Origin of the sequence: Bradyrhizobium ganzhouense (assembly GCF_049949285.1) — a bacterium.
Classification (GTDB): Bacteria; Pseudomonadota; Alphaproteobacteria; order Rhizobiales; family Xanthobacteraceae; genus Bradyrhizobium; species Bradyrhizobium ganzhouense.
The window spans coordinates 4094115-4119867 of sequence record NZ_CP181318.1 but is presented as its reverse complement, the minus strand read 5'-3'; the positions used below and the strand labels follow the sequence as shown (position 1 = coordinate 4119867).

Genomic DNA, 25753 nt, shown 5'->3' with positions numbered 1-25753 from the left:
CTTCGAGGGCCGCTGAAGAAGCGGCCACCTCAGGGTGACGGTCAGAAATGTGAATTCACCTCAGCTTATTAAGAAGCCCCATCAGCAGCTCGCGCTCTTTCGCATCGAGCGGGGCCAGCGTCTCGCGAGTGATCGCAATCGCATTCGGCGCGAGCTTTTCAGCAAGCTGCTGACCGGCGCGCGTGAGGCTCACCAAGAGGCGCCGTCCGTCCTCGGGATCCTGGCTGGTCTCCGTCAGGCCGCGCGCCGTGAGGCGATCGATCACGCCCTTGATGGTCGCAACGTCCATCGCGGTCAGCCGTCCGAGCTGGTTCTGCGAGCACGGCCCGGTCTCGGCGAGCTTTGACAATGCTGCCCACTGCGTCGGTGTCAGATTGGTGCCGATGTCGCGCGAGAAGATCGAGCTGTGGCGCTGCCAGACCTGGCGCAGGATGAAGCCGACCTGCTCGTCCAGCACGTAAGACGGCTTGCCCTGCTTCACGCTCTTCTTTGCCGCCACGCTTCTCGCCATCCGTTCCCGCCCTTCACAACGACAGATGCGCGTCGCGGATATCCGGACGCGCGTCGAGCTCGGCCATGGTCCCGCCAAAGCAGATGCGGCCGCGCTCGATGATATAGGCGCGATCGGAAATCAGCCGCGCGAAGTGCAAATTCTGTTCGGAGACGACAATGCTGACGCCCTCCTTCTTCATGGTCAGGATGGCATCGACCATCTGCTCCACAATTTTTGGCGACAGGCCTTCCGAGGGCTCGTCGAGCAGCACCAGCGACGGATTGCCCATCAGCGTGCGCGCGATCGTCAGCATCTGCTGCTCGCCGCCGCTCATACGGCCGCCGGGACGGCCCTTCATCTCGCCGAGATTCGGAAACAGCGTGAACAGCTTTTCGCGGGTCCAGTACGGCGCATTCGGTCGCTTGGGCTGGCGACCGACTTCGAGATTCTCCTCCACCGTCAAATCGGTGAAGATGCGACGTTCTTCCGGCACATAGCCGAGGCCCTCGCGCACGATCTCATGTGTCGGCTTGGCAGAGACGTCCTTGCCCTCGAACGTGATGCGGCCGGTTCGTTGCGCGACCAGGCCGACGATCGAGCGAAAGGTCGTCGACTTGCCGGCGCCGTTACGCCCGAGCAGCGCCACCACCTCGCCCTCGCCGACCTCGAAACCGATGTCGAACAGGATATGCGCGGGGCCGTAATGGCTGTTGAGGTCTTGCACCGCGAGCTTCATGCCGAGGCTCCCTCGCGATGCCCGCCCTCGTAAAGCAAGCCCTCGCCGAGATAGATCGCCTGCACCTGCGGATTGCCGCGCACCTCGGCCGGCGAGCCCTTTGCGATCAGCGTCCCCCGATTCAGCACGATGATGCGGTCGGCATGCTCGAACACCACGTCCATGTCATGCTCGGTGAAGAGCACGCCGATCGACTTCTCCCGTGCGATCTGCGCCGTGAGCCGCATCAGCTCGACGCGCTCGCGCGGCGCCATGCCGGCGGTCGGCTCGTCCATCAAGAGCAGTTTTGGATCATTGGCGAGCGCGACGGCAAGCTCGAGGCGCTTGAGGTCGCCATAGGCAAGCTCGCCGCAGGGACGATCGGCATAGCCGCTCATGCCGACAAGTTCGAGCAGCCGGCCGGCCTCGCCGCGGTCGACATTCGGCGCAGAGCCCCAGAGATTGAACAGCTGCTTGCCATGCGAGATCAGTGCGACCTGGACGTTCTCGCGCACGGTCATGGTCGCGAAGGTCGCGGTGATCTGGAAGGTGCGTCCCACGCCCATGCGCCAGATCTCGCGCGGCTTCTTGCCGGTGGTTTCCTCGCCGAGCAGACGGACATGGCCGCTATCAGGCCGGTTCTGGCCGTTGAGCATGTCGAAGCACGTGCTCTTGCCGGCGCCGTTGGGACCGATCAGCGCCAAAATTTCCCCGGCGAGCAGCGAGAACGAGACGCCGCGCACGGCGTGGATGCCGCCGTAGGATTTGGTCAGGCCTTCGACCGCGAGAAGTGGGGGTGCGACGCTCATTCGGCGGACTCGATCGGCTTGGCGAGCAAAGATGATCCCGGCGGCGAGGATTTGCTGCGGCGCTGCGCCAGCAGCTCCAGCATGCCGACGATGCCCTTGGGGAAAACGACGACGATCAGCACGATGAAGCCGCCGAGCACGAGCTTTGACAGATCGGTCTGGCTCACCAGCCAGATGTTGAGTGCCTTGTAGACGATCGCGCCGATCACCCCGCCCGACACCGTCTCGACGCCGCCGAGCAGCACCATCACCAGCGCATCGACCGAGAGCGAGATGCCGAGATTATCCGGGAAGACGCTGCCCTTGAGGTAGGCGAACAGCGCACCGCCGATGCCGGCGGTGGTGCCCGCGATCACGAACGCGGTCCACTGGATGCGCTTGGCGTTGATGCCGACCGCTTCGCTGCGCAGCAGCGAGTCGCGCGTGGCGCGGAGCGCATAACCGAATGGCGAGAACACCATGACCCGCAGCGCAATAGTCACGAGCGCCGCGACACCGAGTGCCAACCAGTAGAAATGCGACGGGCTTGCCGCCCAGCTCGCAGGCCAGACGCCCAGGATGCCGTTGTCGCCGCCGGTCACACTCACCCACTGGAACGCGATCGACCAGACGATCTGCGCGAAAGCGAGTGTCAGCATCGCAAAGTAGACGCCGGAGAGCTGCACGGCGAAGAAGCCGAACACGGCCGCGCCCATGCAGCCGAGCAGCGGCCCGAGCAAGAGGCAGACGATCATCGGCAGCCCCGCCATCTTCGCGAGGAAGGCGACACCATAGGCGCCGAGGCCGAAATAGGCGGCATGACCGAACGACGCGAGCCCGCCGACCGACATCAAGAAGTGCAGGCTGACGGCGAAGATCACGAAGATCGCGATCTCGGAGCCGACGGTCAGCGCGTAATTGCCGGCGAACAGCGGCAGCATCGCAGCGATCACGAGGGTGGCGAGCGCAGCCAGCCGCTCGTTCGACGTCAACGGCCGCCAGGGATTGACGGTGAGACCCGGCGTCTTGCGCGCGGCCGCCTCCGGCTTGCCGAACAGGCCCCAGGGACGGACGATCAGCACCACCGCCATCACCAGGAAGACCAGGATGATCGAGATCTTCGGGAAGATGAGGATGCCGAACGCATTCAATTCGGACACCAGCACCGCCGCAACGAACGCGCCGACGATGCTGCCGAGGCCGCCGATCACGACCACGACGAAGACCTCGACGATGATGCGCAGATCCATGGCGTGATGCACGGCATCGCGCGGGATCTGAAGCGCGCCGCCAAGGGCCGCGAGGAAGACGCCGACCGCGAACACGGAGGTGAACAGCCATTTCTGGTTCACGCCAAGCGCCGCAACCATATCGCGGTCCTGCGTCGCCGCCCGCACCAGCACGCCCCAGCGCGTGCGCTGGAACAGCAGCCAGAGGATGCCGAGCACGACCGGGCCCAGCGCAATCAGGAACAGATCATAGCTCGGGATGTTCTGGCCGAAGAAATCGACCGCGCCCTTGAAGCCCGGCGCGCGGCGGCCGACGAGATCGTCGGGTCCCCAAATCAGCACCACGAGATCCTCGACCATCAGGGTCAGGCCGAAGGTGCCGAGCAACTGGAACAGTTCGGGCGCATGATAGATCCGCCGGAGCAGCACCATCTCGACGAGGACGCCGATCAGCGCCACGGCCAGCGCTGCCATCACCACCCCGCCCCAGAAGCCGAACGCGCTGGAGAAGCGCTCGGTCAGCGTGAAGGCGATATAGGCGCCGATCATGTAGAAGGCGCCATGCGCGAAATTCACGATCCGCGTCACGCCAAAGATGATCGACAGGCCCGAGGCCACCAGGAACAGCGACGCTGCGCTGGCGAGACCGGTCAGAAACTGTACGACGTAAAAGGCCATCGGCGGTCCGGGTTCGGTCTGAATTCACCTCTCCCCGCGAAGAGCGGGGAGAGAGAGAGATAAGGAGAGATCAATCCTTCGGCCGCAGCTTCTCGACTTCGGCATCGCTGGGCAGATAGTCCGAGCCCTTCTTGTAGGAGAAGTCGACCATCACGCCCTTGCCGTCCTTCTGCGCGGTCTTGCCGACAAAGGCACCGAGCGTCGATTGGTGGTCGATCTTGCGGAAGGTGATCTCGCCGAACGGCGACGGCATCGACAGACCTTCAGCCGCAGCGATCATCTTGTCGGTATCGGTCGAGCCGGCCTTGGCCAGGATGGCGGCGGCTGCCTTGATGGTCTGGTAGCCGACGATCGAGCCGAGGCGCGGATAGTCGTTGTATTTGGCCTGGTAGGCCTTCAGGAACGCATCATGCTCGGGCGTCTTGAGCGAGTACCAGGGATAGCCGGTGACGATCCAACCCTCGGGCGTCTCCTCCTTGAGCGGATCGAGATATTCGGGCTCGCCGGTCAGGAACGACACGACCTCGCGCCCCTTGAACAGGCCACGGGTGTTGCCTTCGCGCACGAGCTTGACGAGGTCGGGACCGAAGGTGACGTTGAGGATGGCTTCCGGGTTGGCCTGCGCCACGGCCTGGACCACCGGGCCCGCATCGATCTTACCCTGCGGCGGCCACTGCTCGTCGACCCACTGGATGTCAGGACGCTTCTCCGACATCAGCTTCTTGAACACCGACACCGCCGACTGGCCGTATTCATAGTTCGGCGCGATCGTCGCCCAGCGCTTGGCCGGCAGCTTGCTGGCGGCTTCCACCAGCATCGCGGCCTGCATGTAGTTGGAGGGACGCAGGCGGAAGGTGTATTTGTTGCCCTTTGCCCAGGTCACGGCGTCCGTCAGCGGCTCGGCCGCGAGGAAGAACACCTTCTTCTGGTTGGCGAAGTCAGAGACCGCGAGGCCGATGTTGGACAGGAACGTGCCCGTCAGCATCGCCACGCCTTCGCTGGAGACAAGCTCATTGGCCGCGGTCTGCGCATCCGCCGGCTTGCCGCCGTCGTCCTTGGAGATGACGACGAGCTTCTTGCCGTTGATGCCGCCGGCCGCGTTGATCTCCTCGACGGCGAGCTGCCAGCCCTTGCGGTAAGGCTCGGTGAAGGACGGCAGCAGCGAGTAGCTGTTGATCTCACCGATCTTGATGTCCTCTGCCAAGGCCGAATGGCCCATGCCGGCAGCCAGAAGCGCAAAGGCCGCGCCGACAAAATAGTTTCTTGCTCGCATCCCAACCTCCAGTTTTGAACTCTCTACGTCTTCTATTTCAAACCGTCTTCGCCCTTGATCTCCGCAACCGTCAGGCCGCCGACGCGCGGCAGCGGACGGCCGCTATCGGTGACGGCGACGGCGACCATGATCTCGTTGGCGCGCGGCGCGTCGTTGATCTGCACTTCCATGCCGTCGAAATGACTGCGCACGAACGCCGCATCCTTGTGGCCGAGCGGAATATCGAGCGTCGTACCGGGGCCGCTACGCTTCTTCGATGACGGAATCAGCGCCGCGCCCTTGCTCAGCACTTTCCGCACCGGCGCGCCCATTTTCGGGTGGAGGATCGCGGCGGCATGTTCCAGCTCGCCGTTCTCGCCGACGGCAGCGGCCTTGCCATAGCTCTGCGCCTTGGAACCATCGATACCGAGCGCCGCCACCGCACGCTTCGCCAACAACTCGCCGAGCTCCTCGCCGATCGCGATCAGCGGCGACAGGTCCTCGACATATTTTCCGGCAAAGGGATTTTCGATCACGGCGATCGCAGCCGCACGCCGGGTCGGCGGCGAGACCTGGCGGCCCATCTCCATCTGAGTCTCTTCGACGACGGTGACGATCTTGCGGATGATCGCGCTCATGTTTCGCTTCCCTGTTCAGGCACGGACCGCGTTCTCCAGCACAAGCGGGCGCGGTCGTTGCTCTTTTATATCCTTAGGTCCGATGACAAGCATATCACCACAAAGCCGCAGCACGGCACCCTCGATCAATCCGCGATCGAATAACTGCCGTGCACATTCCGCGCCAGATTCCAGCGCCGTGGCGATCTCGCTCTGCGACAATTCACCGACGTCGCGGGTGACAAGACGCGCACCGAGATCGCTGTCGGACTGAATCTCGTTGGCGGGTTGCCGGACGATGGCGGGATGCCCGGGCAGATCCACTGCATTGGCGATCACCGTCGCCGCCGCGTCGGCCTGCGATGCCGTCGCCGCCAGCACCGTCACCGCATCGGCGATGCCGAGCGAAAAACTGCGGCCGTGGCGCCCGCTGGTCGCGATACCGCGCACCGGATCATTCGCATCGACCCTCATGGCGTGCATCACCCCGTCGCTATCAGGCCGATCCATCAGCCCCACGGAAAAATGCTCGCCCCGCCCGAGATGCAGCGCGATGTCGCCGCCATTGTTGACGTAAACCCGGTCGAGCGACGCAGCGTCCAGCATCGCAGCCAGGATCTCTTCGGCCACACTGCCGGCGACAGCAGCCATCGGCGTGATGAAGCAATCGGCAGCAAAAGGCGCGGCAGCGGCGTGCATCCGACGCGCCACCACGCCCTTCAGCGACGTCTCGTTCCGAGCGGCCGCTCGCAATTCCGGCAGTTCCGCACAGAGCTCGTCGAGCAGACCGGTGAAGCGGCGCGCCGCAGCCTCAAAAGCCGCACGCACCTCGTGCGCGGGACCGCTCGCCTCAATGATCAGGTCAATCGGTCCATCCTGCAAATGCAGCCGCCGGCCTTCAGACAGCAATGCGATTTGCGGGAGCCGCGTCATGCCGGCCGTCCAGGGATCGGATTCTGCCAGGGCAGCTGACGGACGTCCTCGCCGCCCCTCACCTCGGAGAGCGGCTTCACATAGTCCATGTGTCCGCCGAGCGCGGCATAGTCGGTCAGTTTCATCGTGAATTCGATCGGCGCAACCAGCGCTGGCGTCGGCACATAGCCGAATGCGCCTGCAGGCATCTGCGTCACGTCCACCATGTAAGTGATGCCGCCGCCCGGCCAGACATAGACGGCAGCGCCGCCGCTGGTGACGCGCGTCAGCGCGTCCTTCACCGAGCGCGTCAGCCGCACCGGATTGTCCGTGACGCCCGCACGCAACGAACCGCCTGCACCGGCCATGAACAGCACGGTGCACAGCGCCGGCTCGCAATTTTCCTGAATGCGCTCGACCGAAAACTTCAGCTCGGCCGGCATTTCCGTTTCGACCGGCTTCAGGGCGTCGTCGAGCACATAGTAAGAGGAGTGCTCGCCGGTGGTGGACACCATCAGCATCGAGAGGCCGGGCTTGGCCTCCTTGGCGTCAAACGGACCGAGGATCGCCAGCGGGTCGGAAATGTCAGTGCCGCCCCACCCCGTGCCGGGATCGGCGACCTGGAAATAGCGGCCGGGCGTCGAGCGTCGCCCCTTCATCTTGATGCCGGTGTCGGCGATGTCGAGCAACTTGCCGGCCTGGTGCTCGCTGAGCACGCCGGTGATGTGGTCGTCGACCACGACGACCTCATCGACCTTGCCATGCCATTGCTTGGCGAACATGCCGATCGTCGCCGAGCCGCAGCCGACGCGCATGCGCTCTTCTTTCACACCGTTGACGATCGGCGGCTGGCCGGCCTGCACCACCACGCTCGCGCCGCCATCGATGGTGAGCTCCACCGCCTTGCAATTGGCGAGGTCCATCAGCGTGTCGCAGGTGACGCGGCCCTCCTTCTTGGAGCCGCCGGTGAGATGATGCACGCCGCCAAGCGACAGCATCTGCGAGCCGTATTCGCTGGTCGTGACGTGGCCGACCGCTTCGCCCTGCGCGCGCACCGTCGCGGTTTCCGGGCCGAGATAACGGTCGGTGTCGATCTTCACCTTGATGCCGCAGTAGGAGAAGATGCCCTCGGTGACCACGGTCACCATGTCGACGCCGTCGACCTCGGAGGAGACGATGAACGGTGCCGGCTTGTAATCGGGATAGGTCGTGCCCGCGCCGATCGCGGTCACGAAGGTCGAGGGCTCATGGACGATCTTGCCGTCCCAGTCTTCGGTGCGGCTGAACGGCACGAGCTTGCCGCCCTGTGACACGGTGCGTTCGAGAATGATGTGCGGATCGACGCGGACAAGCTTGCCGTCGTGATTGGCGTAGCGGTCGCAGGCGCCCGCCGCGCCCGGCTTGATGTAGCACATCACCGGACAGGCATCGCAGCGGATCTTGTCGGTGGCAGCGCCCGTTGTTTCCATCACCATGTCAAAGCCAGCAGACATTGCGGTTATCATTCGTATACGAACGATGTTGCGCGCGGTCCTGAACACTGTCAAGCGGCGCCGCGCGCGAAAAGGCGCGCCTGCCGAATAAAACCTCATTTGCCTCCCTGCCTTGTCCACAAAGCGGGCAGTTGCGCTGCACTGCGGCATGGCCGCTTGCACGTTTGTGTACAAACGGTATCGTCGCGACATAGATTTCGAGCGATCTGGAATTTTTGCGATCGCAGGGTTTGGGAACGAGGATGACGCAGGCACCGATCCGCCTCGCCGTGAACGGCAGGATCCACGACGTCACGGCAGAGCGCCAGACGCCGCTGCTTTACGTGCTGCGCAATGATCTCGGACTCAACGGCCCGAAATATGGTTGCGGCTTGGGTGAATGCGGCACCTGCACTGTCCTGATCGACGGCACGGCTGCGCGCTCTTGCGTGATTCCGATCAGCGGCTGCGCCGGACGCGACATCGTGACGCTCGAAGGCCTCGGCACGCGCGACAAGCCTGACGTGGTGCAGCAGTCCTTCATCGACGAGCAGGCCGCGCAATGCGGCTACTGCCTCAACGGCATGATCATGACCACCAAGGCGCTGCTTGCGATCAACCCGCGACCAACCGAGCAGGAAGCGCTCGCGGCGCTGCGCTACAATCTCTGCCGCTGCGGCACGCATGTCGAAATCCTGCGCGCCGTGATGCGCGCATCGGGCCAGCTCGCCGAGGCCGGTGATTGATGGCCTCCCCGCATCCGAACGGAGCTGAGCGGGGCTCGCTCGTCGTCGTCCGCACCGTGGACGAGGTTACGACCGAAACCTTCGTCCGCATCACCGCGGATGGTTCTGTCACGGCCTATAACGGCCACGTCGATCTCGGCACCGGCATCCGCACCGCACTCGGCCAGATCGTCGCCGAAGAACTCGACGTCTCCTTTGCGCGTGTCGTCGTCGTCCTCGGCGACACCGCCACTGCGCCGAACCAGGGCGCGACGATTGCGAGCGAGACCATCCAGATCACCGCCGTTCCGTTGCGCAAGGCTGCGGCGCAAGCGCGGCACTTCCTGATCGCGCGCGCGGCCGAGCAGCTGGATCTGCCGGCCGAAGAGCTGAAGATCGAAGACGGCCTCGTCCGTGGCCACAATCGCAGCGTCAGCTATGGCGAATTGATCGGCGGCGAGACCATCCGTCTCGAGCTAGTCGATAACGTCGCCGTCAAGGCGGTCGGCGACTACGCCATCGTTGGCCAGTCGATGCCGCGCATCGACCTTCCCGCGAAGGCGACGGGTGAGCTGACCTTCGTCCACGACATCCGCTTGCCCGGCATGCTGCACGGCCGCGTGGTGCGCCCGCCCTACTCCGGCGTCGACGCCGGCCCGTTCGTCGGCACCAGCCTGATCGCGGTCGATGAATCCTCGGTCCGCGACGTCCCCGGTCTCGTGGCCGTCGTCCGCATCGGCGATTTCGTCGGCGTGGTCGCCGAGCGCGAGGAGAACGCGATTCGCGCCGCAGAGCAGCTTGCGGTGACCTGGAAGCCGACGCCAAAGCTCACCGATCTCGCCGATGTCGAGACCGCGCTGCGCGCCCATCCGTCGACGCCGCGCACACTGATCGACAAGGGCGACGTCAATGCTGCCATCGCGGGCGCGGCCAAGCCGATGCAGCGCACTTATGTGTGGCCGTATCAGATGCACGCCTCGATCGGCCCGTCCTGCGCGGTCGCCGATTTCCAGGACGGCAATGTCCGGGTCTGGTCGGGCACGCAGAACCCACACGTGCTGCGCAGCGACCTCGCTCTGCTCATCGAGCGTCCGGAGAGCGAGGTTGAGGTCATTCGTCTCGAGGCCGCCGGCTGTTACGGCCGCAACTGCGCCGATGACGTCACCGCCGACGCCTTGCTGCTGTCGCGTGCGGTCGGCCGGCCCGTGCGCGTGCAGTTGACGCGCGAGCAGGAGCACGCTTGGGAACCCAAGGGCACCGCGCAGCTCATCGATGTGAATGGCGGCCTCGATGCCGACGGCGGCATCGCCGGTTACGATCTCGCCACGCGCTATCCGTCGAACGCCGCACCGACGCTCGCGCTGCTGCTGACCGGCCGCATCTCGCCTGAACCTGCCGTGTTGCAGATGGGCGACCGCACCGCGATCCCGCCCTATGATTACGACAACATGCGCGTCGTCGCGCATGACATGGCGCCGATCGTGCGCGCATCCTGGTTTCGCGGCGTCTCGGCGCTGCCGAACACCTTTGCGCATGAATCCTATATCGACGAGGCCGCGACCGAGGCCGGAATCGATCCCATCGAATATCGCCTGCACTATCTCAAGGACCAGCGCGCCGTCGATCTCGTCAATGCGGTGGCCGAGCGCGCGGGCTGGACGCCGCGGCCGGTGCGCGAGGAGAAGGACGGCGAGATCGTGCACGGGCGCGGCTTTGCCTATGCGCTCTACGTCCACAGCAAGTTTCCGGGCTACGGTGCGGCGTGGTCGGCCTGGGTCGCCGACGTCGCGGTGAACAAGTCCACCGGCGACGTCAGCGTCACCCGCGTGGTCGCGGGGCAAGACTCCGGCCTGATGATCAATCCGGACGGCGTGCGCCACCAGATTCACGGCAACGTCATCCAGTCCACCAGCCGCGCGCTGATGGAGGAAGTCTCGTTCGAGCGCGGCGCAGTCGCCGCGCGGGAATGGGGCGCCTATCCGATCATCCCCTTCCCCGACGTACCCAAGATCGACGTGCTGATGCTGCCGCGACAGGACCAGCCGCCGCTCGGCGTCGGCGAGTCCGCGTCGGTGCCGAGCGCGGCGGCGATTGCGAATGCGATCTTCGATGCCACCGGCGTGCGCTTTCGCGAGCCGCCGTTCACGCCGGAGCGTATCCTCAGGGGATTGCACGGCGATGTGCCGGCGAAGCCACAGGCGCTACCCGCGCCGACCGCCCCACAGCCGTCTCGCATCTGGCAGAATCCTTTCGCCAAACGCGCCGGCATTTTTGCAACGATCGCGGCCGTCTGCACCGCCGCGATCGGCGTTGGCGTCGCCTTGCTGCCCGGGCGCGCGATCGCGCCGATCGCACGGCCCGATGCCTCGGTCTATTCCGCGGCGACGATTGCGCGCGGCCAGCAACTCGCAGCGCTCGGCAATTGCGCGGAGTGCCACACAACGATCGGCGGCGCCGTGAACGCCGGCGGCCGTGCGCTGGAGACGCCGTTCGGCACGATCTATACGACCAACATCACGCCCGATGTCGAGACCGGCATCGGCGCCTGGTCCTATCCCGCCTTCGAGCGCGCCATGCGCGAGGGGCTGCATCGCGACGGACGGCAACTCTACCCCGCTTTCCCGTACACGCACTTTTCGAAGACTGATGATGCCGACATGCAGGCGCTCTACGCCTATCTGATGGCGCAGCCCGCGGTGCGGGCGACACAGCCTGCGAACACGCTCACCTTCCCGTTCAACGTTCGCCCACTGCTGGCGGGCTGGAATGCGCTGTTCCACCAGACCAAAGAGTTCAAGCCCGATCCCGCGAAATCCGAGCAGTGGAACCGCGGCGCCTATCTCGTCGAGAGTCTCGGCCATTGCAGCGCCTGCCATTCGCCGCGCAATGTGCTCGGCGCCGAGCTGCGTCAGGCCTATCTCGCCGGCGGATTTGCGGAAGGTTGGGAAGCGCCGCCGCTGACCTCGCTGTCGCACGCACCGATCCCGTGGAGTGAGGACGAGCTGTTCGCATACCTGCGCACCGGCCATTCGCGCTATCACGGCGTCGCGGCCGGCCCGATGGCGCCTGTTATCGGGGACCTGAAGGCCCTGCCCGATCCCGACATCCGGGCGATGGCGGTCTATCTCGGCTCGTTCAGCGACACCCCGACCGACACGCCCGCACTGGCAGCGAGGCTGGAGAGCGCGACGCAGGTCACCGTCGCATCCTCGACCGGTGCACGGCTCTATCAGGGCGCCTGCGCCGTTTGCCACGAGGTCGGCGGCATGCCGCTGTTCGGCAGCCGGCCCTCACTCGCGCTCAACAGCAATCTGCACAGCGCGACGCCGGACAATCTCGTGCAGGTAATCCTGCACGGCATCGCCGAGCCCGTCTCAAGCGACCTCGGCTACATGCCGGCGTTTAGAGGCAGCATGAGCGACGTGCAGGTCGAGGAGCTCGTCAGCTTCCTGCGCGGGCAGTTTGCACCGGACAAGCCGGCCTGGACCGGCGTGCGCGAGACGATCGCACGCGTTCGCGCTTCAGCGCATTAGCCGTGCTTCTTCGCGTCCACCGGCGGCGTGCCGTGGGTGTGGAAGGACTCGATCGTCTTCAAGCCCCAGGCCTGGCCCTTCTTGCGCTCTTCTTCCGTCCACACGATCGGCTTCCAGTCCGGTGCAAGGATGAGGCGGGCGCCGGCATTGGCGACCTCGACGCGGTTGCCGCCGGGCTCGTAAACATAGAGGAAGAAGGTCTGCTGGATCGCGTGCTTGTGCGGGCCGGTCTCGATGTGCACCCCGTTCTCCAGGAAGATATCTGCAGCGCGCAGAATCTCCTCGCGGCTGTCGAGCGCGTAGGTGACGTGGTGGAAGCGGCCGGGCGTACCGGAATGGTCGAGCGAATAGGCAAAATCGTAGCTCTTGTTCGACATGGTCAGCCACATCGCCGCCTCGCGACCGTCATTCAGCACGATCTGCTCGGTGAGGCGGCAGCCGAGATAGGTCTCGAAGAACTCCCGGTTGGCCTTGATGTCGACGGCGAGGCAGTTGAGATGGTCGAGACGGCGGACGTTGACGCCGCGCGCGGGAAAGCGCTGGGCCTGGTTCTTGAGCGCGGGTTTGAGCTCCGGCGGCGCCTGATACCATTCGGTCTCGTAATAGAGCTCGACGATGTGGCCATCAGGGTCGCGGCAGCGGAAGGTCGGCCCCTGCCCCATGTCGCCGTCGATCCAGCCGATGTCGAAGCCCGAGCCCTTCAGTGCGGCGACGCGCCGCTCAAGCGCCTGCTGGCTACGCGCGCGCAGCGCCATGTGCTCCATGCCTGATGTCTTCGACGCCGTCAGCTTGAGCGAATAGCGCTCGTAATCATCCCAGCCGCGCAGATAAACCGACTCGCCCCTCCGTCCGCTGATGGTCATGCCCATGACATCGACGAAGAATTTCAGGCTCTCGTCGGGCTTCGGCGTCAGCAGTTCCATGTGGCCGAGATGGGCGAGATCGAGGATCGGTTCGGGCTGCATGGGGTTCCTCCAAAGGCGTGGCGGTCCGGTTCACGGAATCGCGCAATCGGGCGCAGGGCGCAATCTTTATGGGTGCGCCCGGACGGCACTCGGCCACGGGCTCATTTGTACTAATGTACAAATGATTAGGTCTCGTCAACAAATCAACGCATGGCCTGTGCGCGTCCACCTCGTCCCTTGCAGTGAACGACCGTCCCCCGAACGACCGACGGACTGCCCGAATGGTAAAATCTTCCCTAATTGGATTTGGGCTCAAGAGCCCAACAAACCAGCATTTTCCAGCCCTTTCCGCCCCCAAGCATGCATTAGGTACAAACCGCCCTGCCGAATTTCGGCACATTTAACGAAGCTCCCGCCCCTGCCGCTTAACAGTTTGTGCAGCCCCGCCTCGCATAGTCAGGGGCAAACTCCTCGGACTCTCCAGGTTCATCCATCGTGACTTCCTTTGGACGCGTGATTTCGGTACGCGGATCGCTCGCCCGGGTCGGGCTTCTGGCGGCAAGCCAGATGCCGGCCTCGGAGATTCGGGCGACCGTCGGCCGCTTCGTCAGCATCCGCTGCGCCAGCTCGGTCATCGTCGCCATGATCACCGAGGTGTCCTGCGAGAATCTCTCGCGCACCGACGATTTGATCGCGATCGCCTCGGTCGATCTGCTGGGCGAAATCCACAATGCCGCCGACAAGGCCAAATTCCAGCGCGGCGTCACCAACTATCCGACCATCGGCGATTCCGTCGACCTGATCACCAGCCAGGAGCTGCGCACCATCTACGCGCCGACCGGATCGGACCAGATCAATGTCGGCTTCCTCCAGCAGGACCGCTCCGTGGTCGCCTATGTCGACGTCGAGGAAATGCTCTCCAAGCATTTTGCTGTGCTAGGATCGACCGGCGTCGGCAAATCGACCGGCGTGTCGCTGCTGCTCAACGAGATCCTCAAATCTCGTCCGAACCTGCGCATCTTCCTGCTCGACGTGCACAACGAATATGGCCGCTGCTTCGGCGACCGCGCGCTGGTGCTCAACCCGCGGAACCTGAAGCTGCCGTTCTGGCTGTTCAATTTCGAGGAAATCGTCGACGTGCTGTTCGGTGGCCGCGCCGGCGTACCCGAGGAGCTCGAAGTCCTCGCGGAAGTCATCCCGGTCGCCAAGGGCATCTACACGCAATACCAGAACACCGATCGCCTCGGCCTGAAGCGCATCGACCCCAAGCAGATCGGCTTCACCGTCGATACGCCGGTGCCATACCGTCTGGTCGATTTGATCTCGCTAATCGACGAGCGCATGGGCAAGCTGGAAAACCGCTCCTCGCGCATCATCTATCACAAGCTGATCTCGCGCATCGAGGCGGTCCGCAACGATCCGCGCTACGCCTTCATGTTCGACAACGCCAATGTCGGCGGCGACACCATGGCCGAGGTGATCAGCCATCTGTTCCGCCTGCCCGCCAACGGCAAGCCGATGACGGTGATGCAGCTCGCCGGCTTCCCGGCGGAAGTCATCGATTCCGTCGTCTCGGTGCTGTGCCGCATGGCCTTCGATTTCGGCCTTTGGAGCGACGGCGTGTCGCCGATGCTGTTCGTCTGCGAGGAAGCGCACCGTTACGCCTCCGCCGACCGCAATGTCGGCTTCGGTCCGACCCGCAAGGCCGTCTCGCGCATCGCCAAGGAAGGCCGCAAATACGGCGTCTATCTCGGCCTCATTACCCAGCGCCCGGCCGAGCTCGACGCCACCATCATCTCTCAGTGCAACACGCTGTTCACGATGCGTCTTGCCAACGACCGCGACCAGGCGCTGCTGCGCGCCGCGGTGTCGGACGCGGCTGCGAATCTGCTGTCCTTCGTCCCCTCGCTCGGCACCCGCGAGGTGCTGGCGTTCGGCGAAGGCGTCGCACTGCCGACACGGCTGCGCTTCAAGGAGGTGCCGCCGCATCAATTGCCGCGCGGCGAAGCCACCATCTCCAGCGTTCCCTCGGTCACCTCCGGTCACGACATGCATTTCGTCGGCGCCGTGCTCGAGCGCTGGCGCGGTGCGACCTCGCAGCGCGACGTTCCGAACGACCCGGTGTTCCAGGCGCCGTCCGCCAAGACGCTGGCACCGGCCGAGACACCGATGCTGCAGCCCTCGATGGGCCTCGATCCGGACCGCTTCTCGCTGCTGAAGAAGCCGCTAAGGTAAATCGCTCTCGTGTCCCGGACGCGCAGCAACGCCCTTAGCGTTGCTGCGCAGAGCCGGGACCCACGCCGCCCACACTATCCTCTCCTAGAATCTGGGCCCCGGCTCTGCAGCGCATCGCCAAAGAGGCGCTGCGCTGCGTCCGGGGCACGAGACTTTGCAACGCCTCTGGAGCGTCTCGCCCACATCGACTATGGTTGCCGGCCCCCAGCCGGAATCCATGCCCATGACAAAGCCCGCGCAACGCTTCCCCGCACCCGCTCTCGACACGCTGCCCGAAGACATCCGCACGCGTCTCCTCGCCGTGCAGGAGAAGAGCGGCTTCGTACCCAACGTGTTCCTGACGCTGGCCTATCGTCCGGACGAGTTCCGCGCCTTCTTCGCCTATCACGACGCGCTGATGGAGAAGGACGGCGGCCTCACCAAGGCCGAGCGCGAGATGATCGTGGTGACGACCTCGGCGGCCAACCAATGCCAATATTGCGTGATCGCGCATGGCGCGATCCTGCGCATCCGCGCCAAGAACCCGCTGATCGCCGACCAGGTCGCGATCAACTATCGCAAGGCCGACATCACGCCGCGCCAAAAGGCGATGCTCGATTTCGCGATGAAGATCTCGGCCGACGCACAGCGGATCGCCGAGGAGGATTTCGCAAGCCTCGCTGCGCACGGCTTCAGCGACGATGACATCTGGGATATCGCGGCGATCTCCGCCTTCTTCGCGCTGTCGAATCGCCTCGCGAATTTCACCGGCATGCGGCCGAATGACGAATTCTATCTGATGGGACGCCTGCCCAAACAATGACGGAGCTCGACTGGCCCGAAATCCTGCTGCGTCTCGGCGTTGCGACGCTCTCCGGCAGTGCAATCGGGCTCAACCGCGATCTGCACGGCAAGCCGATCGGGCTGAAGACGCTCGGCATCGTCGGCCTCTCCACCGCGACCGTGGTGCTGCTCGCGCTGCAACTCGCCGAGCCCAGCAAGGTCGCTGACGCGACAAGCCGGGTCATCCAGGGCATCCTCACCGGCATCGGCTTCCTCGGCGCCGGCGTCATCGTCCATGAGAGCGAACGATTTCGCGTCCGCGGCCTGACCAGCGCCGCCTGCACCTTCCTGGCCGCCTGTCTCGGCATCGTCTGCGGTGCTGGACAATGGAAGATCGTCGCAGTCGCGCTGGCGCTAGCCTTCGTGCTGCTCACGGTCGGCCGCCGTATCGAGCGCCATGTGCATCGGGTGCTCGGCGGCAAGGACGAGCCGCGCGAGGACCGCCGGCAAACGTAGCGGCCTTGCTCAAATCTTCCGCTCGCATATTGGTCTGAAGCGCTGATAATTGTTCCGGAAAATTCGCGGTGGTCGCTGGCTTGATTGCCGTTCGGACCTGAGAGGCATGATGGAGAGCAGTGCTCACGACCCCGGCGACGTGACGTTCGACTTCCGCGAACTGTCGGCGCGCGACAAATACAAGCTACTGATCGGTACCGTCGTGCCCCGGCCGATCGCGCTGGTGACGACGGTTGATCCGGAGGGGCGGATCAACGCAGCGCCATTCAGCTTCTTCAATTGCCTGTCGGCCGATCCGCCGATCCTCGCGCTTGGCGTCGAGAACCATCCGGACATGCGGTTCAAGGACACCGGTCTCAACATCCGCCTGACCGAGGTCTTCACCGTCAACATCGTCTCGCACGCGATTGCCGAGGCGATGCATGTCTGCGCCGTGCCGTTCTCGCCGGAGCATGACGAATTGAAGGCCGCGGGCCTGACCGCGATGCCTGGCAAGACCGTGGCGTCGCCCTGGATCAAGGAAGCGCCGGCCGCGTTCGAATGCCGCCGCCACATCACGCTGGAGCTCGGCAAGTCGCGGCAGATCATCATGGGTGAGATCTTGTTCGCGCATTATCACGCCGATGTCGTCGATGCCGAGCGCCTACATATCGACCCCATCAGGCTCGATGCCATTGGAAGGCTGGGTGGCAGCACCTGCTCGACCATTCGCGATCGTTTCGACATGGCGACGCCGACGCTCGACGATTGGAAACAGCGGGAGTCCTAGAGGATGTCCGCTGCCGCGATGCCGCTAGTGCTTCACCATCAACGGAAGCGCCGGCGCAAACCGCTCTTCAAAGGTCAGTGTCCTGGCCTGGTGAACTGCGGCAAACGAGGCAGAGATTCCGACCGAAGCCACCGCGAGCAAGGCAATTGCGAAAACCAGACGGCGCATTTTTCGCCTCCTGTGTGAACTCGAAACACAGAGGATGGGGTGGCTCTGTTTCAGGACGGTTTCGTCGGCATGGAAAATGATGTCGCTCAAGCGGCTGTGATCGAATTCAGCTTTTCGAACCGCATCTCGTAACCAACTCATAATAGTCGCCGTCGTCTTGCGGCGCGTACGAGCGGTCTCGGGGAATTTCACACCCGCGACCACGATCAGGAATAGCAAGTCAGCCGTGACAAGCAGCACTTGCTCAATTACGGAGTTTTCGAGGAACAGTCAGATGAAAATCGTCATCCAAAGGCTCAATGGTCTGTGGCACCTCATCATCGGGTCGTGCCGGATCCGCACGCCTTTCCTGGCAACCCAGGACCGCGCGCTGGTCGTCACCTATGCCCGGCGCGTCTACCCCGGCGCCAAGATCTTCCAGCGCGACTGATGCGAGCGTCAGCGCCTCAATCGTCCGACGCCGGGCCGCACCAGCCGGGGAGATAGATCGCGTCCTTGCTCTTGGCCGCGGCCAGCGCCTTCTCCAGTGCCTTGTCGAAATTGGCGTCCACCGCCTTGCGCGTCAGCTTGCGGCGCAGGAAGTCAGCCCAGAGAAATTCGGAGAACGGCGTGGTGTCCTTGGCGAAGCCGCCCATGCGGCGGATCTCGCCGGCGAGGCTGCGGAAGGGATCGTCCTTGAGGTCGACGACGGATTTCGGCAGATCGCGGAATGGACGACGCTCGCCCTTGGAGTCGTAAGGATAGACCCAGCGCTTGTTGTCCATCACGCCCCAGAACGCTTCGCGCTCGACCATGCGGAGATCGCCGACCACGGTGACCAGCACCTGCTTGATGCCCTCGTCGTGCAGCGCGCGGCCGAGATGATGGTGATCGATGACGTAGTAACGCCCGTCTGGGCCGGCGACGACGGGGATCATATGGGTGCCAAGCAGGTCGGACTGCTTCTTCTTATCGTGCCCACGCCAGCGCTTGCGCTTCTCCTTGACCTCGCGCATGCCGACCGTCATCTGCGTCGGCCGAAGCGACAGGATCGGCACCGGGTGCACTCTCGGCTCGCGCGCGTTGGGGGTCATGATCGAGGGCCTTTCTGTTGGTTGCGAAGGCTGGTCAGGGTTCCCGATTATGCCATGGGCCCTGCGGCGGCAATATGCGTTCAGCGCGGCCAGCACCATTGTTCTGGCTGTTGCTGCAGCGCAACCCGAGCGTCCCTGACACCGGCATGACAACCCGCTCCGACAATCGTTCGCGGCGCGCGTGACCGCGCCCGAAAAATGATCAGGGAAGATAATGCGAATGCGCAATGCACGTGCGCGTTGAGAAGATTTTCTGCATCCCCTGTGTCGCCTATGCTATCTAAAAATCGCTGCTTCGGAGTGATCCCCGCCCCATGAAATCCCAGCGGCCCATAACCTCGGACGACGAGCACCGGGTGCTCCAGTTCAGGCCGCGCACGACGCCGTCCCCGGTGGTCCACCGGGGCAGTGGTGCCGTCCAGCCGCTGCACGTGCACGCGGCCCCCGAACCGCTCGACCTGTCCCGATACGAGCGGCCGCGCGAGGAGCCGGACGACTTCCGCCACCGCATGCTCGCCAATATCGCCGCGCTCGCCTTCACCATCGCGCTGACCGCGATCGGGATCTGGCTCGCCGTCAGCATCGCCGACCTGCGCCGGACCCAGGATTGCGTGATGATGGGCCGGCGGGACTGCGTCAAGATCACGACGCCGCACATCTAGGCAGGCCTTGTAGACCAGGCCCTGGCGCCGGACGCTCCCTGCCGGCGGGTCACCTCGGCCGAAACCGCTCCGGACCGGCATCCCCAGGCCTGTCCCCACCCCTGTCCGGCTCCATTGAACTCAGGGCGGCGCTCCGATATACGGGCTTTCGACCCGTCCAGAGGGGGGTTAGAGGGCGTCATTCGGGGCGCGATGCCCACCCACCGTGCCACTCTCGGATATCTGACAAATACCCGCAATATATCAAAGGCTTAGTGATGTCCTCCACATTCGATCAGGTCGCTACGATCATCGCTGAAACCTGCGACATCCCGCGCGACACGATCACGCCGGATAGCCATGCCATCGATGACCTCGGCATCGACAGCCTCGATTTCCTGGACATCGCGTTCGCGATCGACAAGCAGTTCGGCATCAAGCTGCCGCTGGAAAAGTGGACCCAGGAAGTCAACGACGGCAAGGCGACCACCGAGCAGTATTTCGTGCTGAAGAATCTGTGCGCGCGCATCGACGAGCTGGTTGCCGCCAAGGGCGCGAGCGCCTGATCGGGCGACCATGCAACTCGAATACTTCCACATGATCGATCGCATCGTCGACCTCAAGGTCGACGAGAAGAAGATCGTCGTCGAGGCCCAGGTCCCCCAGGAGAGCACCATCTTCGAGGGGCACTTCCCGGGCTATCCCCTGATGCCCGGCGTGCTGCTGATCGAATCGATGGCGCAGGCCTCGGGCTTTCTCCTGCTTGGCGTCTTGAAGTTCGAGCGCATGCCGATTCTCGCTGCCGTGAAGGAAGCCAAGGTGCGCGGCTCGGTATTTCCGGGCGACCTCATGACCCTCGAGGCGAGCGTGGCCCATGAGGGCTCGGGCTATGCGATGACCGAGGCGAAGATCCGGGTCGACGGCAAGCTGCGCGCGAATTCGACGCTCACCTTCACGCTGATCCCCTTCCCCAATTCGGATATGCGCGGATACATGGACGCGGTCGCAAAACGCGTCGGCTTTCCGCAACAGGCCGTCTCGCCATGACTGACACCGCTTCGAAGCCGGGCCAGACGGAAGTCTGGATCACCGGTATTGGTCTTGCCACCTCGCTCGGCGAAGGTCTCGACGCCAACTGGGCCGCGCTTCAGGAGAAGCGCATCAATGTCGACGAGAAGGGCTTTGCGCCCTTCATCGTGCATCCGCTGCTGCCTGTTACCTTCGACAGCCAGATCCCCAAGAAGGGCGACCAGCGCCAGATGGAGGCCTGGCAGCGCATCGGCGTCTATGCCGCGGGCCTCGCGCTCGACTCGGCCGGCATCAAGGGCAACAAGGACATCCTGTCGAAGATCGACATGGTGGTCGCCGCCGGCGGCGGCGAGCGCGACCTCAACGTCGACACCGGCGTGCTCACCGCCGAGGCCAAGGGCGCCAATGCGCCCGGCTTCCTCAACGAGCGGCTGATGAGCGATCTACGGCCGACGCTGTTTTTGGCCCAGCTCTCCAATCTGCTCGCCGGCAACATTGCCATCGTCAACGGTCTCGGCGGCACCTCGCGCACCTTCATGGGCGAAGAGGTTGCGGGCGCCGATGCCGCGCGCATCGCGCTGTCGCGCATCGCCTCGGGCGAGAGCGACATCGCGCTGGTCGGCGGCTCGCACAATGGCGAGCGCAAGGACCTCATGGTCCTCTACGAATTCGGCGACTTCAACCTGAGGGACAAGTTCGCCCCCGTGTGGGCGCGCAAGGACCACGCCGGCTTCGCGCTCGGCTCGGCCGGCGCCTTCCTTGTGCTGGAGTCGAAGGCGCACGCGGAAGCGCGCGGCGCCAAGCCGTACGCGAAGCTGTCGAGCGTCGTGACGGATCTGGCCCGCCGCAAGCAGGGCGGTGACATGGAAGCAACGCTGGAGAAGCTTTGGGAAAAGCTGCCGAAGCGCGATGGCAAGGGCGCGATCATCTCGGGCGCGACTGGCGCGGAGCCGGCGACGTCGGAGGAGCGCAGCTTCCTGAAGAAGCACGCCGACTTCCCGGTGCGCGCGACCGGCACGATGTTCGGGCACACCATGGAAACGCAATTCCCGCTCGGCATTGCGCTCGCGGCGCTCTCGATCTCGCGCGGCGCGCTGTTCCCGCCGAACGATTCGACCGGGACCGAGGTTGAAATGCAGGGGGCGCCCACCCAGATCGTCGTGGTGGGGGCCGGACACTGGCGCGGCGAAGGCATGGCGCTGGTCGAGGCTGTTGACTAGCTCTATCGGGGGATCGACATGACTGCACCACGCGACAAACTCGGGCGTCCCGTCGTCGTCGTCACCGGCATGGGCATCACGACCTCGCTCGGCGCCGGCAAGACCGACAATTGGTCGAAGCTCGTTGCAGGCGAATCCGGCATCCGCACCATCACGCGCTTTCCGATCGACGGCCTGAAGACCACGATGGCCGGCACGGTGGATTTCGTCAGCGTCGATCCGTTCTCCTCCACCGGCCTTTCCGAGCGGATGGCCGAGCTCGTCACGCAGGAAGCGCTGGAGCAGGCCGGCATCGGCGCCAAGGGCGATTTCCCGGGCCCCCTCTTCCTCGCGGTCGCGCCGGTCGAGGTCGAATGGCCGCAGCGTCGCGAGCTTGGCCGCGCCGTCGGCGCGCCCGACTTCACCTATGACGATCTGCTGCGCATCTCCGGCGGCGGCAAGTACAGCGCCTATCATCACCGCTTCATGTTCGGCTCGGTGGCCGCCCACCTCGCCGAGACCTTCGGCACCAAGGGCTCGCCGATCTCGCTGTCGACGGCGTGCGCCTCAGGCGCGACCTCGATCCAGCTCGGCGTCGAGGCGATCCGCCGCGGCGAGACCGACGCCGCGCTGTGCGTCGCGACCGACGGCACCGTGAATCCCGAAGCGCTGGTGCGCTTCTCGCTGCTCTCGGCGCTGTCGACCCAGAACGATCCGCCACAGGCGGCCTCCCGCCCCTTCTCCAAGAACCGCGACGGCTTTGTCATGGCCGAAGGCGCCGGTGCCCTCGTGCTGGAGAGCTACGAAGCGGCGATCGCGCGGGGCGCAAAAATCCTTGGCGTCATCGCAGGCTGCGGCGAGCTCACCGATTCCTTCCATCGCACCCGCTCCTCGCCCGACGGCAAGCCGATCATCGGCTGCATGAACAAGACGCTGGCAGATGCCGGCATGACGCCGGACCAGATCGACCACATCAACGCGCACGGCACCGCGACGCCCGAGAACGACAAGATGGAGTACAACACGACATCGGCCGTGTTCGGCGATCTCCTGCAGAAGATCCCGGTCACCTCCAACAAGTCGATGGTCGGCCACACCATCTCGGCCGCGGGCGCGGTCGAGGCGATCTTCTCGCTGCTCACCCTCGAGCATCAGCGCATTCCGCCGACCATCAACTACGACAATCCGGATCCCACGATCCTGTTCGACGTCGTCGGCAACAAGGCGCGCGATGCCCGCGTCACCGCTGTGATGTCGAACTCGTTCGGCTTCGGTGGCCAGAACGCCTCGCTGATCCTGACCCGCGAACCGGCCTGACCGGACGCATGGCGCTGCTTCCTGCGAGCACGAAGGCCCGCGCGCGGGAAGCCGCCAAATCGATCGGAGGCGGCCTGATTGGCGCGGCCACCGTCGGCATGCTGCGCACCACGCGCTATTTCGATCCGGTCAAGACCTCGGACTTTTTCGCGCGCGTCACCAAGACGATCGGCCCGCGCCTGCGCGAGCATCGCATCGGCCGCGCCAACCTCACTGCGGCGTTTCCGGAGAAATCGCCCGAAGAGATTGAGCAGATCCTGATGGGCGTGTGGGACAATCTCGGCCGCGTCGGCGCCGAGTTCGCCCATATCGACCATGTCTGGGATTACGATCGCGCCCATCCGGAACGCAGTCGGATCGAACTGCCGCCGCGCACCATCGAGCTGTACGACCAGATCAGGGACGACGGCAAGCCGGCGCTGATCTTCGCCTCGCATCTGGCCAACTGGGAATTGCCCGCGCTCGCCGCCCCCGCGCATGGGCTCGATGCTGCGATCCTCTATCGCCGTCCGAACATTGCCTCGGCCGACCGCATCATCCAGGAGATGCGCCAGGTCAACATGGGCACGCTGATCCCCGCGGGCCGCGACGCGCCGCTGCGGCTCGCGCAGGCGCTCCAGGACGGCAAGCACGTCGCCATGCTGATCGACCAGTATCTGACCGGCGGCGTCGAGGTGACCTTCTTCGGCCGCAAGACCCGCGCCAATCCGATGCTGGCGCGCCTGTTGCGCCAGGTCGAATGCCCGATCCATGGCGTGCGCGTCATCCGCCTGCCCGGCTTTCGCTTCCGTGCCGAGCTGACGGAAGAGATTCCGCCAGTGCGCGACGCCGACGGCAAGATCGACATCCAGGGCACGACGCAGGCGATCACCAACGTGGTGGAAGGCTGGGTACGCGAGCATCCCGAGCAGTGGCTGTGGCTGCACCGGCGGTGGCGGTAAGGCTCACTGCTCCGGCAAACCCGCATCCACCTCGGCCTGAACGATGCGTTCCCAGGCTGCGATACATATCGGACTTGCGTTCTTCATCGGCGGCCAGACGCTTTGCCGTGTCGTGCCGGGCCGCAAGCGCAGTCCCTCCGCGATCGCCGCCCTCGCCTCCTCGAACCGGCCCAATCTCTGATAGGCGGCGCCGAGCAGCAAATGCGAGCGGCCGGTCCCCGGCGTGATGGCGATCGAGCGCTGCAGCCACGGCAACGCCTCCTCGTCGCGCCCCATCACGACATTCGCGATGCCTGCGCCGAGCAGCCAGGTCCAGCGCGAGGCGGTCGGCGTGTCGTAGCGATCGGCCTGCTGGAATGTCGCGAGCGCATCCTCGAAGCGACCGAGATAGATCTGGCCCAGGCCAATCAGATAGAGCGCCGCCCCGTCCCACGGATCGAAACTCAACGCCTTGGCGCAGGTCACGAGACTTTCGACGAAATGGTTGGTCGCGCTGAGGAAGCGGCAAGTGGCCTCGAGCACCGGAATCGAATTCGGCTTCGACCGCAGCGCCTGCTCAAGCGTCGCATTGGCCCTCGCCTCGACGGCGACCGCCTCTTCCGGGCTGAACCAGACCATCTGAATGCCGCGCATCTGGAGCGATGCGAGCGCAACGGCAAGATCGACATTATCAGGGTCGTCGCTAAGCGCCTTTTGCAGCATGGTCTGCGCCGCATCGAAGCGCTCGCGCGTGGTCTGGTTGATCGAGGCGAGCGCCTGCTCGACGGCCACCTTGTCGCCGCCCGTCGACGCTGCGCGGCGCGCCGATGACGACGAACTTGGCTCCAGGATTTCGTTCATGCGGCGCGCCAGCACATGGCCGACGCCCGCGGCGAGCCGGGACTGCGCAAGCTGCGGTTCCACCGCCTCCGCGTTCACCGACGCTGTGGCGACCGATTGAACCTCGCCGCTGCCGGTCTTGATGATGCGCGCCCGCAGCGTCCAGGATTGATCGGCCAGTTGCAACTCGCCGCGCACTTCGTAATCGGATGACGCCGCCGGCGCGGTGGTGCTTTCGCCGCCCGCGTCCGCCGCCAATCGCGGCGCCACCACGCTGATGTTCTGAATTTTGGCAAATCCGTCCGTCAGGCGGCCGGTGACTTCCGCGGCCGTCGCAGCGCCGCGGGAATCGTTGCTGGCATCAACGATCGGCATCACGGCGATGCGCGGCGGCGTTCGCTTAAACAGCAGGTCCGGCTTCAGCACCGGCGCGGCCACCGCGAGCCCCATGACGATCACGCCGAGCCCCGCCACGGCGGCAACGACGGCACGCCGGCTCAAACCGAAGATGGCGCGCTGCGGCCGCACAGGCTGCGCCGCGACCGGGGTCGCCGGCTTGGGCTCGCTGTCGTCGGTCGCAGCCGACGGCGGCGCCTCGGCCGGTGCCGTGACATCAGGCGCCTCCACGACCTCCGCCGCCAGCAGATAGCCGCCGCCGGAGGCGAGCTTGATCAACTGCCGCCGCTCGTCGCCGAGCGCGGTGCGGAGCTCGCGGATGCATTGGAACAGGCTGTCCTCGCCGACATGGATGTTCGGCCAGACCGCCTCCATCAGCTCCTGCTTGCTCAGCACCCGGCCGCCGCAGGTCGCAAACAACCGCAGCATCTCGAAGGTCTTGGGCCGGAGCTTGATTGCAACGCCATCGGCCGAACGCAGCTCCGCGCGCCGCTGGTCCAGCTCGAAGCCGGCGAAACGAAGCAATTGAACCCCCGAAGCGTCTCTCAAAGCGGCTCATATAGCGGAAG

General features: G+C 64.9%; 25 protein-coding genes. 13 read left to right on the top strand and 12 right to left on the bottom strand.

Features of this window, described 5'->3' with window-relative positions; all coding sequences use genetic code 11:
- Positions 1-55: 55 nt before the first annotated feature.
- From ACLFLU_RS18640 to ACLFLU_RS18605, 8 genes are all read right to left on the bottom strand, one after another.
- Positions 56-511, bottom strand: coding sequence for a MarR family winged helix-turn-helix transcriptional regulator (locus tag ACLFLU_RS18640; RefSeq protein WP_426413613.1), 456 nt, complete (start codon positions 509-511; stop codon positions 56-58).
- A gap of 13 nt (positions 512-524) precedes the next feature.
- Positions 525-1229, bottom strand: coding sequence for an ABC transporter ATP-binding protein (locus ACLFLU_RS18635; protein WP_426413612.1), 705 nt, complete (start codon positions 1227-1229; stop codon positions 525-527).
- Entirely contained in the window at positions 1226-2017 is a 792-nt protein-coding gene (locus ACLFLU_RS18630; protein ID WP_426413611.1) for an ABC transporter ATP-binding protein, read from the bottom strand. Before ACLFLU_RS18630 ends, ACLFLU_RS18635 begins: the two co-directional genes overlap by 4 nt.
- A complete protein-coding gene (locus ACLFLU_RS18625) occupies positions 2014-3903 on the bottom strand; it encodes an ABC transporter permease (RefSeq protein ID WP_426413610.1) in 1890 nt (629 codons plus the stop codon). The genes ACLFLU_RS18630 and ACLFLU_RS18625 overlap by 4 nt, the downstream gene beginning before the upstream one ends.
- 70 nt (positions 3904-3973) lie before the next feature.
- On the bottom strand, positions 3974-5176 hold the full coding sequence (locus ACLFLU_RS18620; protein WP_426413609.1) for an ABC transporter substrate-binding protein: 1203 nt from the start codon (positions 5174-5176) through the stop codon (positions 3974-3976).
- Between the two features lie 32 nt (positions 5177-5208).
- On the bottom strand, positions 5209-5793 hold the full coding sequence (locus ACLFLU_RS18615) for an amino acid synthesis family protein (RefSeq protein WP_426413608.1): 585 nt from the start codon (positions 5791-5793) through the stop codon (positions 5209-5211).
- A gap of 15 nt (positions 5794-5808) precedes the next feature.
- Positions 5809-6705 carry a UPF0280 family protein gene (locus tag ACLFLU_RS18610; RefSeq protein WP_426413607.1) on the bottom strand — a complete coding sequence of 299 codons (897 nt, stop codon included), beginning with the start codon at positions 6703-6705 and terminating at the stop codon, positions 5809-5811.
- A complete protein-coding gene (locus ACLFLU_RS18605) occupies positions 6702-8159 on the bottom strand; it encodes a 6-hydroxynicotinate reductase (RefSeq protein ID WP_426414024.1) in 1458 nt (485 codons plus the stop codon). The genes ACLFLU_RS18610 and ACLFLU_RS18605 overlap by 4 nt, the downstream gene beginning before the upstream one ends.
- 260 nt (positions 8160-8419) lie before the next feature.
- Between ACLFLU_RS18605 and ACLFLU_RS18600 the strand changes: the two genes are divergently transcribed.
- Both ACLFLU_RS18600 and ACLFLU_RS18595 read left to right on the top strand, forming a co-directional pair.
- On the top strand, positions 8420-8902 hold the full coding sequence (locus tag ACLFLU_RS18600; RefSeq protein WP_426413606.1) for a (2Fe-2S)-binding protein: 483 nt from the start codon (positions 8420-8422) through the stop codon (positions 8900-8902).
- Entirely contained in the window at positions 8902-12414 is a 3513-nt protein-coding gene (locus tag ACLFLU_RS18595; RefSeq protein WP_426413605.1) for a molybdopterin cofactor-binding domain-containing protein, read from the top strand. The genes ACLFLU_RS18600 and ACLFLU_RS18595 overlap by 1 nt, the downstream gene beginning before the upstream one ends.
- On the opposite strand, the gene ACLFLU_RS18590 is transcribed toward ACLFLU_RS18595, so the two are convergent.
- Positions 12411-13379: a catechol 2,3-dioxygenase gene (locus ACLFLU_RS18590; RefSeq protein ID WP_426413604.1), complete on the bottom strand. Its 969-nt coding sequence runs from the start codon at positions 13377-13379 to the stop codon at positions 12411-12413. The genes ACLFLU_RS18595 and ACLFLU_RS18590 overlap by 4 nt on opposite strands.
- A 435-nt stretch (positions 13380-13814) precedes the next feature.
- Between ACLFLU_RS18590 and ACLFLU_RS18585 the strand changes: the two genes are divergently transcribed.
- From ACLFLU_RS18585 to ACLFLU_RS18570, 4 genes are all read left to right on the top strand, one after another.
- Positions 13815-15554: an ATP-binding protein gene (locus ACLFLU_RS18585; protein WP_426413603.1), complete on the top strand. Its 1740-nt coding sequence runs from the start codon at positions 13815-13817 to the stop codon at positions 15552-15554.
- A gap of 223 nt (positions 15555-15777) precedes the next feature.
- Positions 15778-16356: a peroxidase-related enzyme gene (locus ACLFLU_RS18580; RefSeq protein ID WP_426413602.1), complete on the top strand. Its 579-nt coding sequence runs from the start codon at positions 15778-15780 to the stop codon at positions 16354-16356.
- The gene (locus tag ACLFLU_RS18575; protein ID WP_426413601.1) at positions 16353-16832 is read left to right on the top strand and encodes an MgtC/SapB family protein; all 480 of its coding nucleotides are present in this window, start codon (positions 16353-16355) and stop codon (positions 16830-16832) included. Before ACLFLU_RS18580 ends, ACLFLU_RS18575 begins: the two co-directional genes overlap by 4 nt.
- Before the next feature lie 109 nt (positions 16833-16941).
- The gene (locus ACLFLU_RS18570) at positions 16942-17601 is read left to right on the top strand and encodes a flavin reductase family protein (RefSeq protein ID WP_426414023.1); all 660 of its coding nucleotides are present in this window, start codon (positions 16942-16944) and stop codon (positions 17599-17601) included.
- A 24-nt stretch (positions 17602-17625) separates the two neighbouring features.
- On the opposite strand, the gene ACLFLU_RS18565 is transcribed toward ACLFLU_RS18570, so the two are convergent.
- Positions 17626-18009 carry a hypothetical protein gene (locus ACLFLU_RS18565; protein ID WP_426413600.1) on the bottom strand — a complete coding sequence of 128 codons (384 nt, stop codon included), beginning with the start codon at positions 18007-18009 and terminating at the stop codon, positions 17626-17628.
- Positions 18010-18043: 34 nt separating this feature from the next.
- Here ACLFLU_RS18565 and ACLFLU_RS18560 point away from each other — a divergent pair, with 34 nt between their 5' ends.
- Positions 18044-18199 carry a hypothetical protein gene (locus ACLFLU_RS18560; RefSeq protein ID WP_234680867.1) on the top strand — a complete coding sequence of 52 codons (156 nt, stop codon included), beginning with the start codon at positions 18044-18046 and terminating at the stop codon, positions 18197-18199.
- Between the two features lie 16 nt (positions 18200-18215).
- Here ACLFLU_RS18560 and ACLFLU_RS18555 read toward each other — a convergent pair whose 3' ends face one another.
- Entirely contained in the window at positions 18216-18842 is a 627-nt protein-coding gene (locus ACLFLU_RS18555) for a ParB-like protein (RefSeq protein ID WP_426413599.1), read from the bottom strand.
- A 314-nt stretch (positions 18843-19156) separates the two neighbouring features.
- On the opposite strand from ACLFLU_RS18555, the gene ACLFLU_RS18550 reads away from it, so the two are divergent.
- The 6 genes from ACLFLU_RS18550 (at position 19157) to ACLFLU_RS18525 (ending at position 23969) form a co-directional block, all read left to right on the top strand.
- A complete protein-coding gene (locus tag ACLFLU_RS18550; protein ID WP_426413598.1) occupies positions 19157-19504 on the top strand; it encodes a hypothetical protein in 348 nt (115 codons plus the stop codon).
- Between the two features lie 257 nt (positions 19505-19761).
- A complete protein-coding gene (locus ACLFLU_RS18545) occupies positions 19762-20049 on the top strand; it encodes an acyl carrier protein (RefSeq protein ID WP_007592476.1) in 288 nt (95 codons plus the stop codon).
- 10 nt (positions 20050-20059) lie between these two features.
- A complete protein-coding gene (locus ACLFLU_RS18540) occupies positions 20060-20530 on the top strand; it encodes a 3-hydroxyacyl-ACP dehydratase FabZ family protein (RefSeq protein ID WP_426413597.1) in 471 nt (156 codons plus the stop codon).
- Positions 20527-21732 carry a beta-ketoacyl-ACP synthase gene (locus ACLFLU_RS18535; protein WP_426413596.1) on the top strand — a complete coding sequence of 402 codons (1206 nt, stop codon included), beginning with the start codon at positions 20527-20529 and terminating at the stop codon, positions 21730-21732. Before ACLFLU_RS18540 ends, ACLFLU_RS18535 begins: the two co-directional genes overlap by 4 nt.
- A gap of 18 nt (positions 21733-21750) precedes the next feature.
- A complete protein-coding gene (locus ACLFLU_RS18530; RefSeq protein WP_426413595.1) occupies positions 21751-23028 on the top strand; it encodes a beta-ketoacyl-ACP synthase in 1278 nt (425 codons plus the stop codon).
- 8 nt (positions 23029-23036) lie between these two features.
- Positions 23037-23969 carry a lipid A biosynthesis lauroyl acyltransferase gene (locus ACLFLU_RS18525; protein WP_426413594.1) on the top strand — a complete coding sequence of 311 codons (933 nt, stop codon included), beginning with the start codon at positions 23037-23039 and terminating at the stop codon, positions 23967-23969.
- A gap of 3 nt (positions 23970-23972) precedes the next feature.
- On the opposite strand, the gene ACLFLU_RS18520 is transcribed toward ACLFLU_RS18525, so the two are convergent.
- A complete protein-coding gene (locus ACLFLU_RS18520; RefSeq protein WP_426413593.1) occupies positions 23973-25709 on the bottom strand; it encodes a winged helix-turn-helix domain-containing protein in 1737 nt (578 codons plus the stop codon).
- Between the last annotated feature and the right edge of the window lie 44 nt (positions 25710-25753).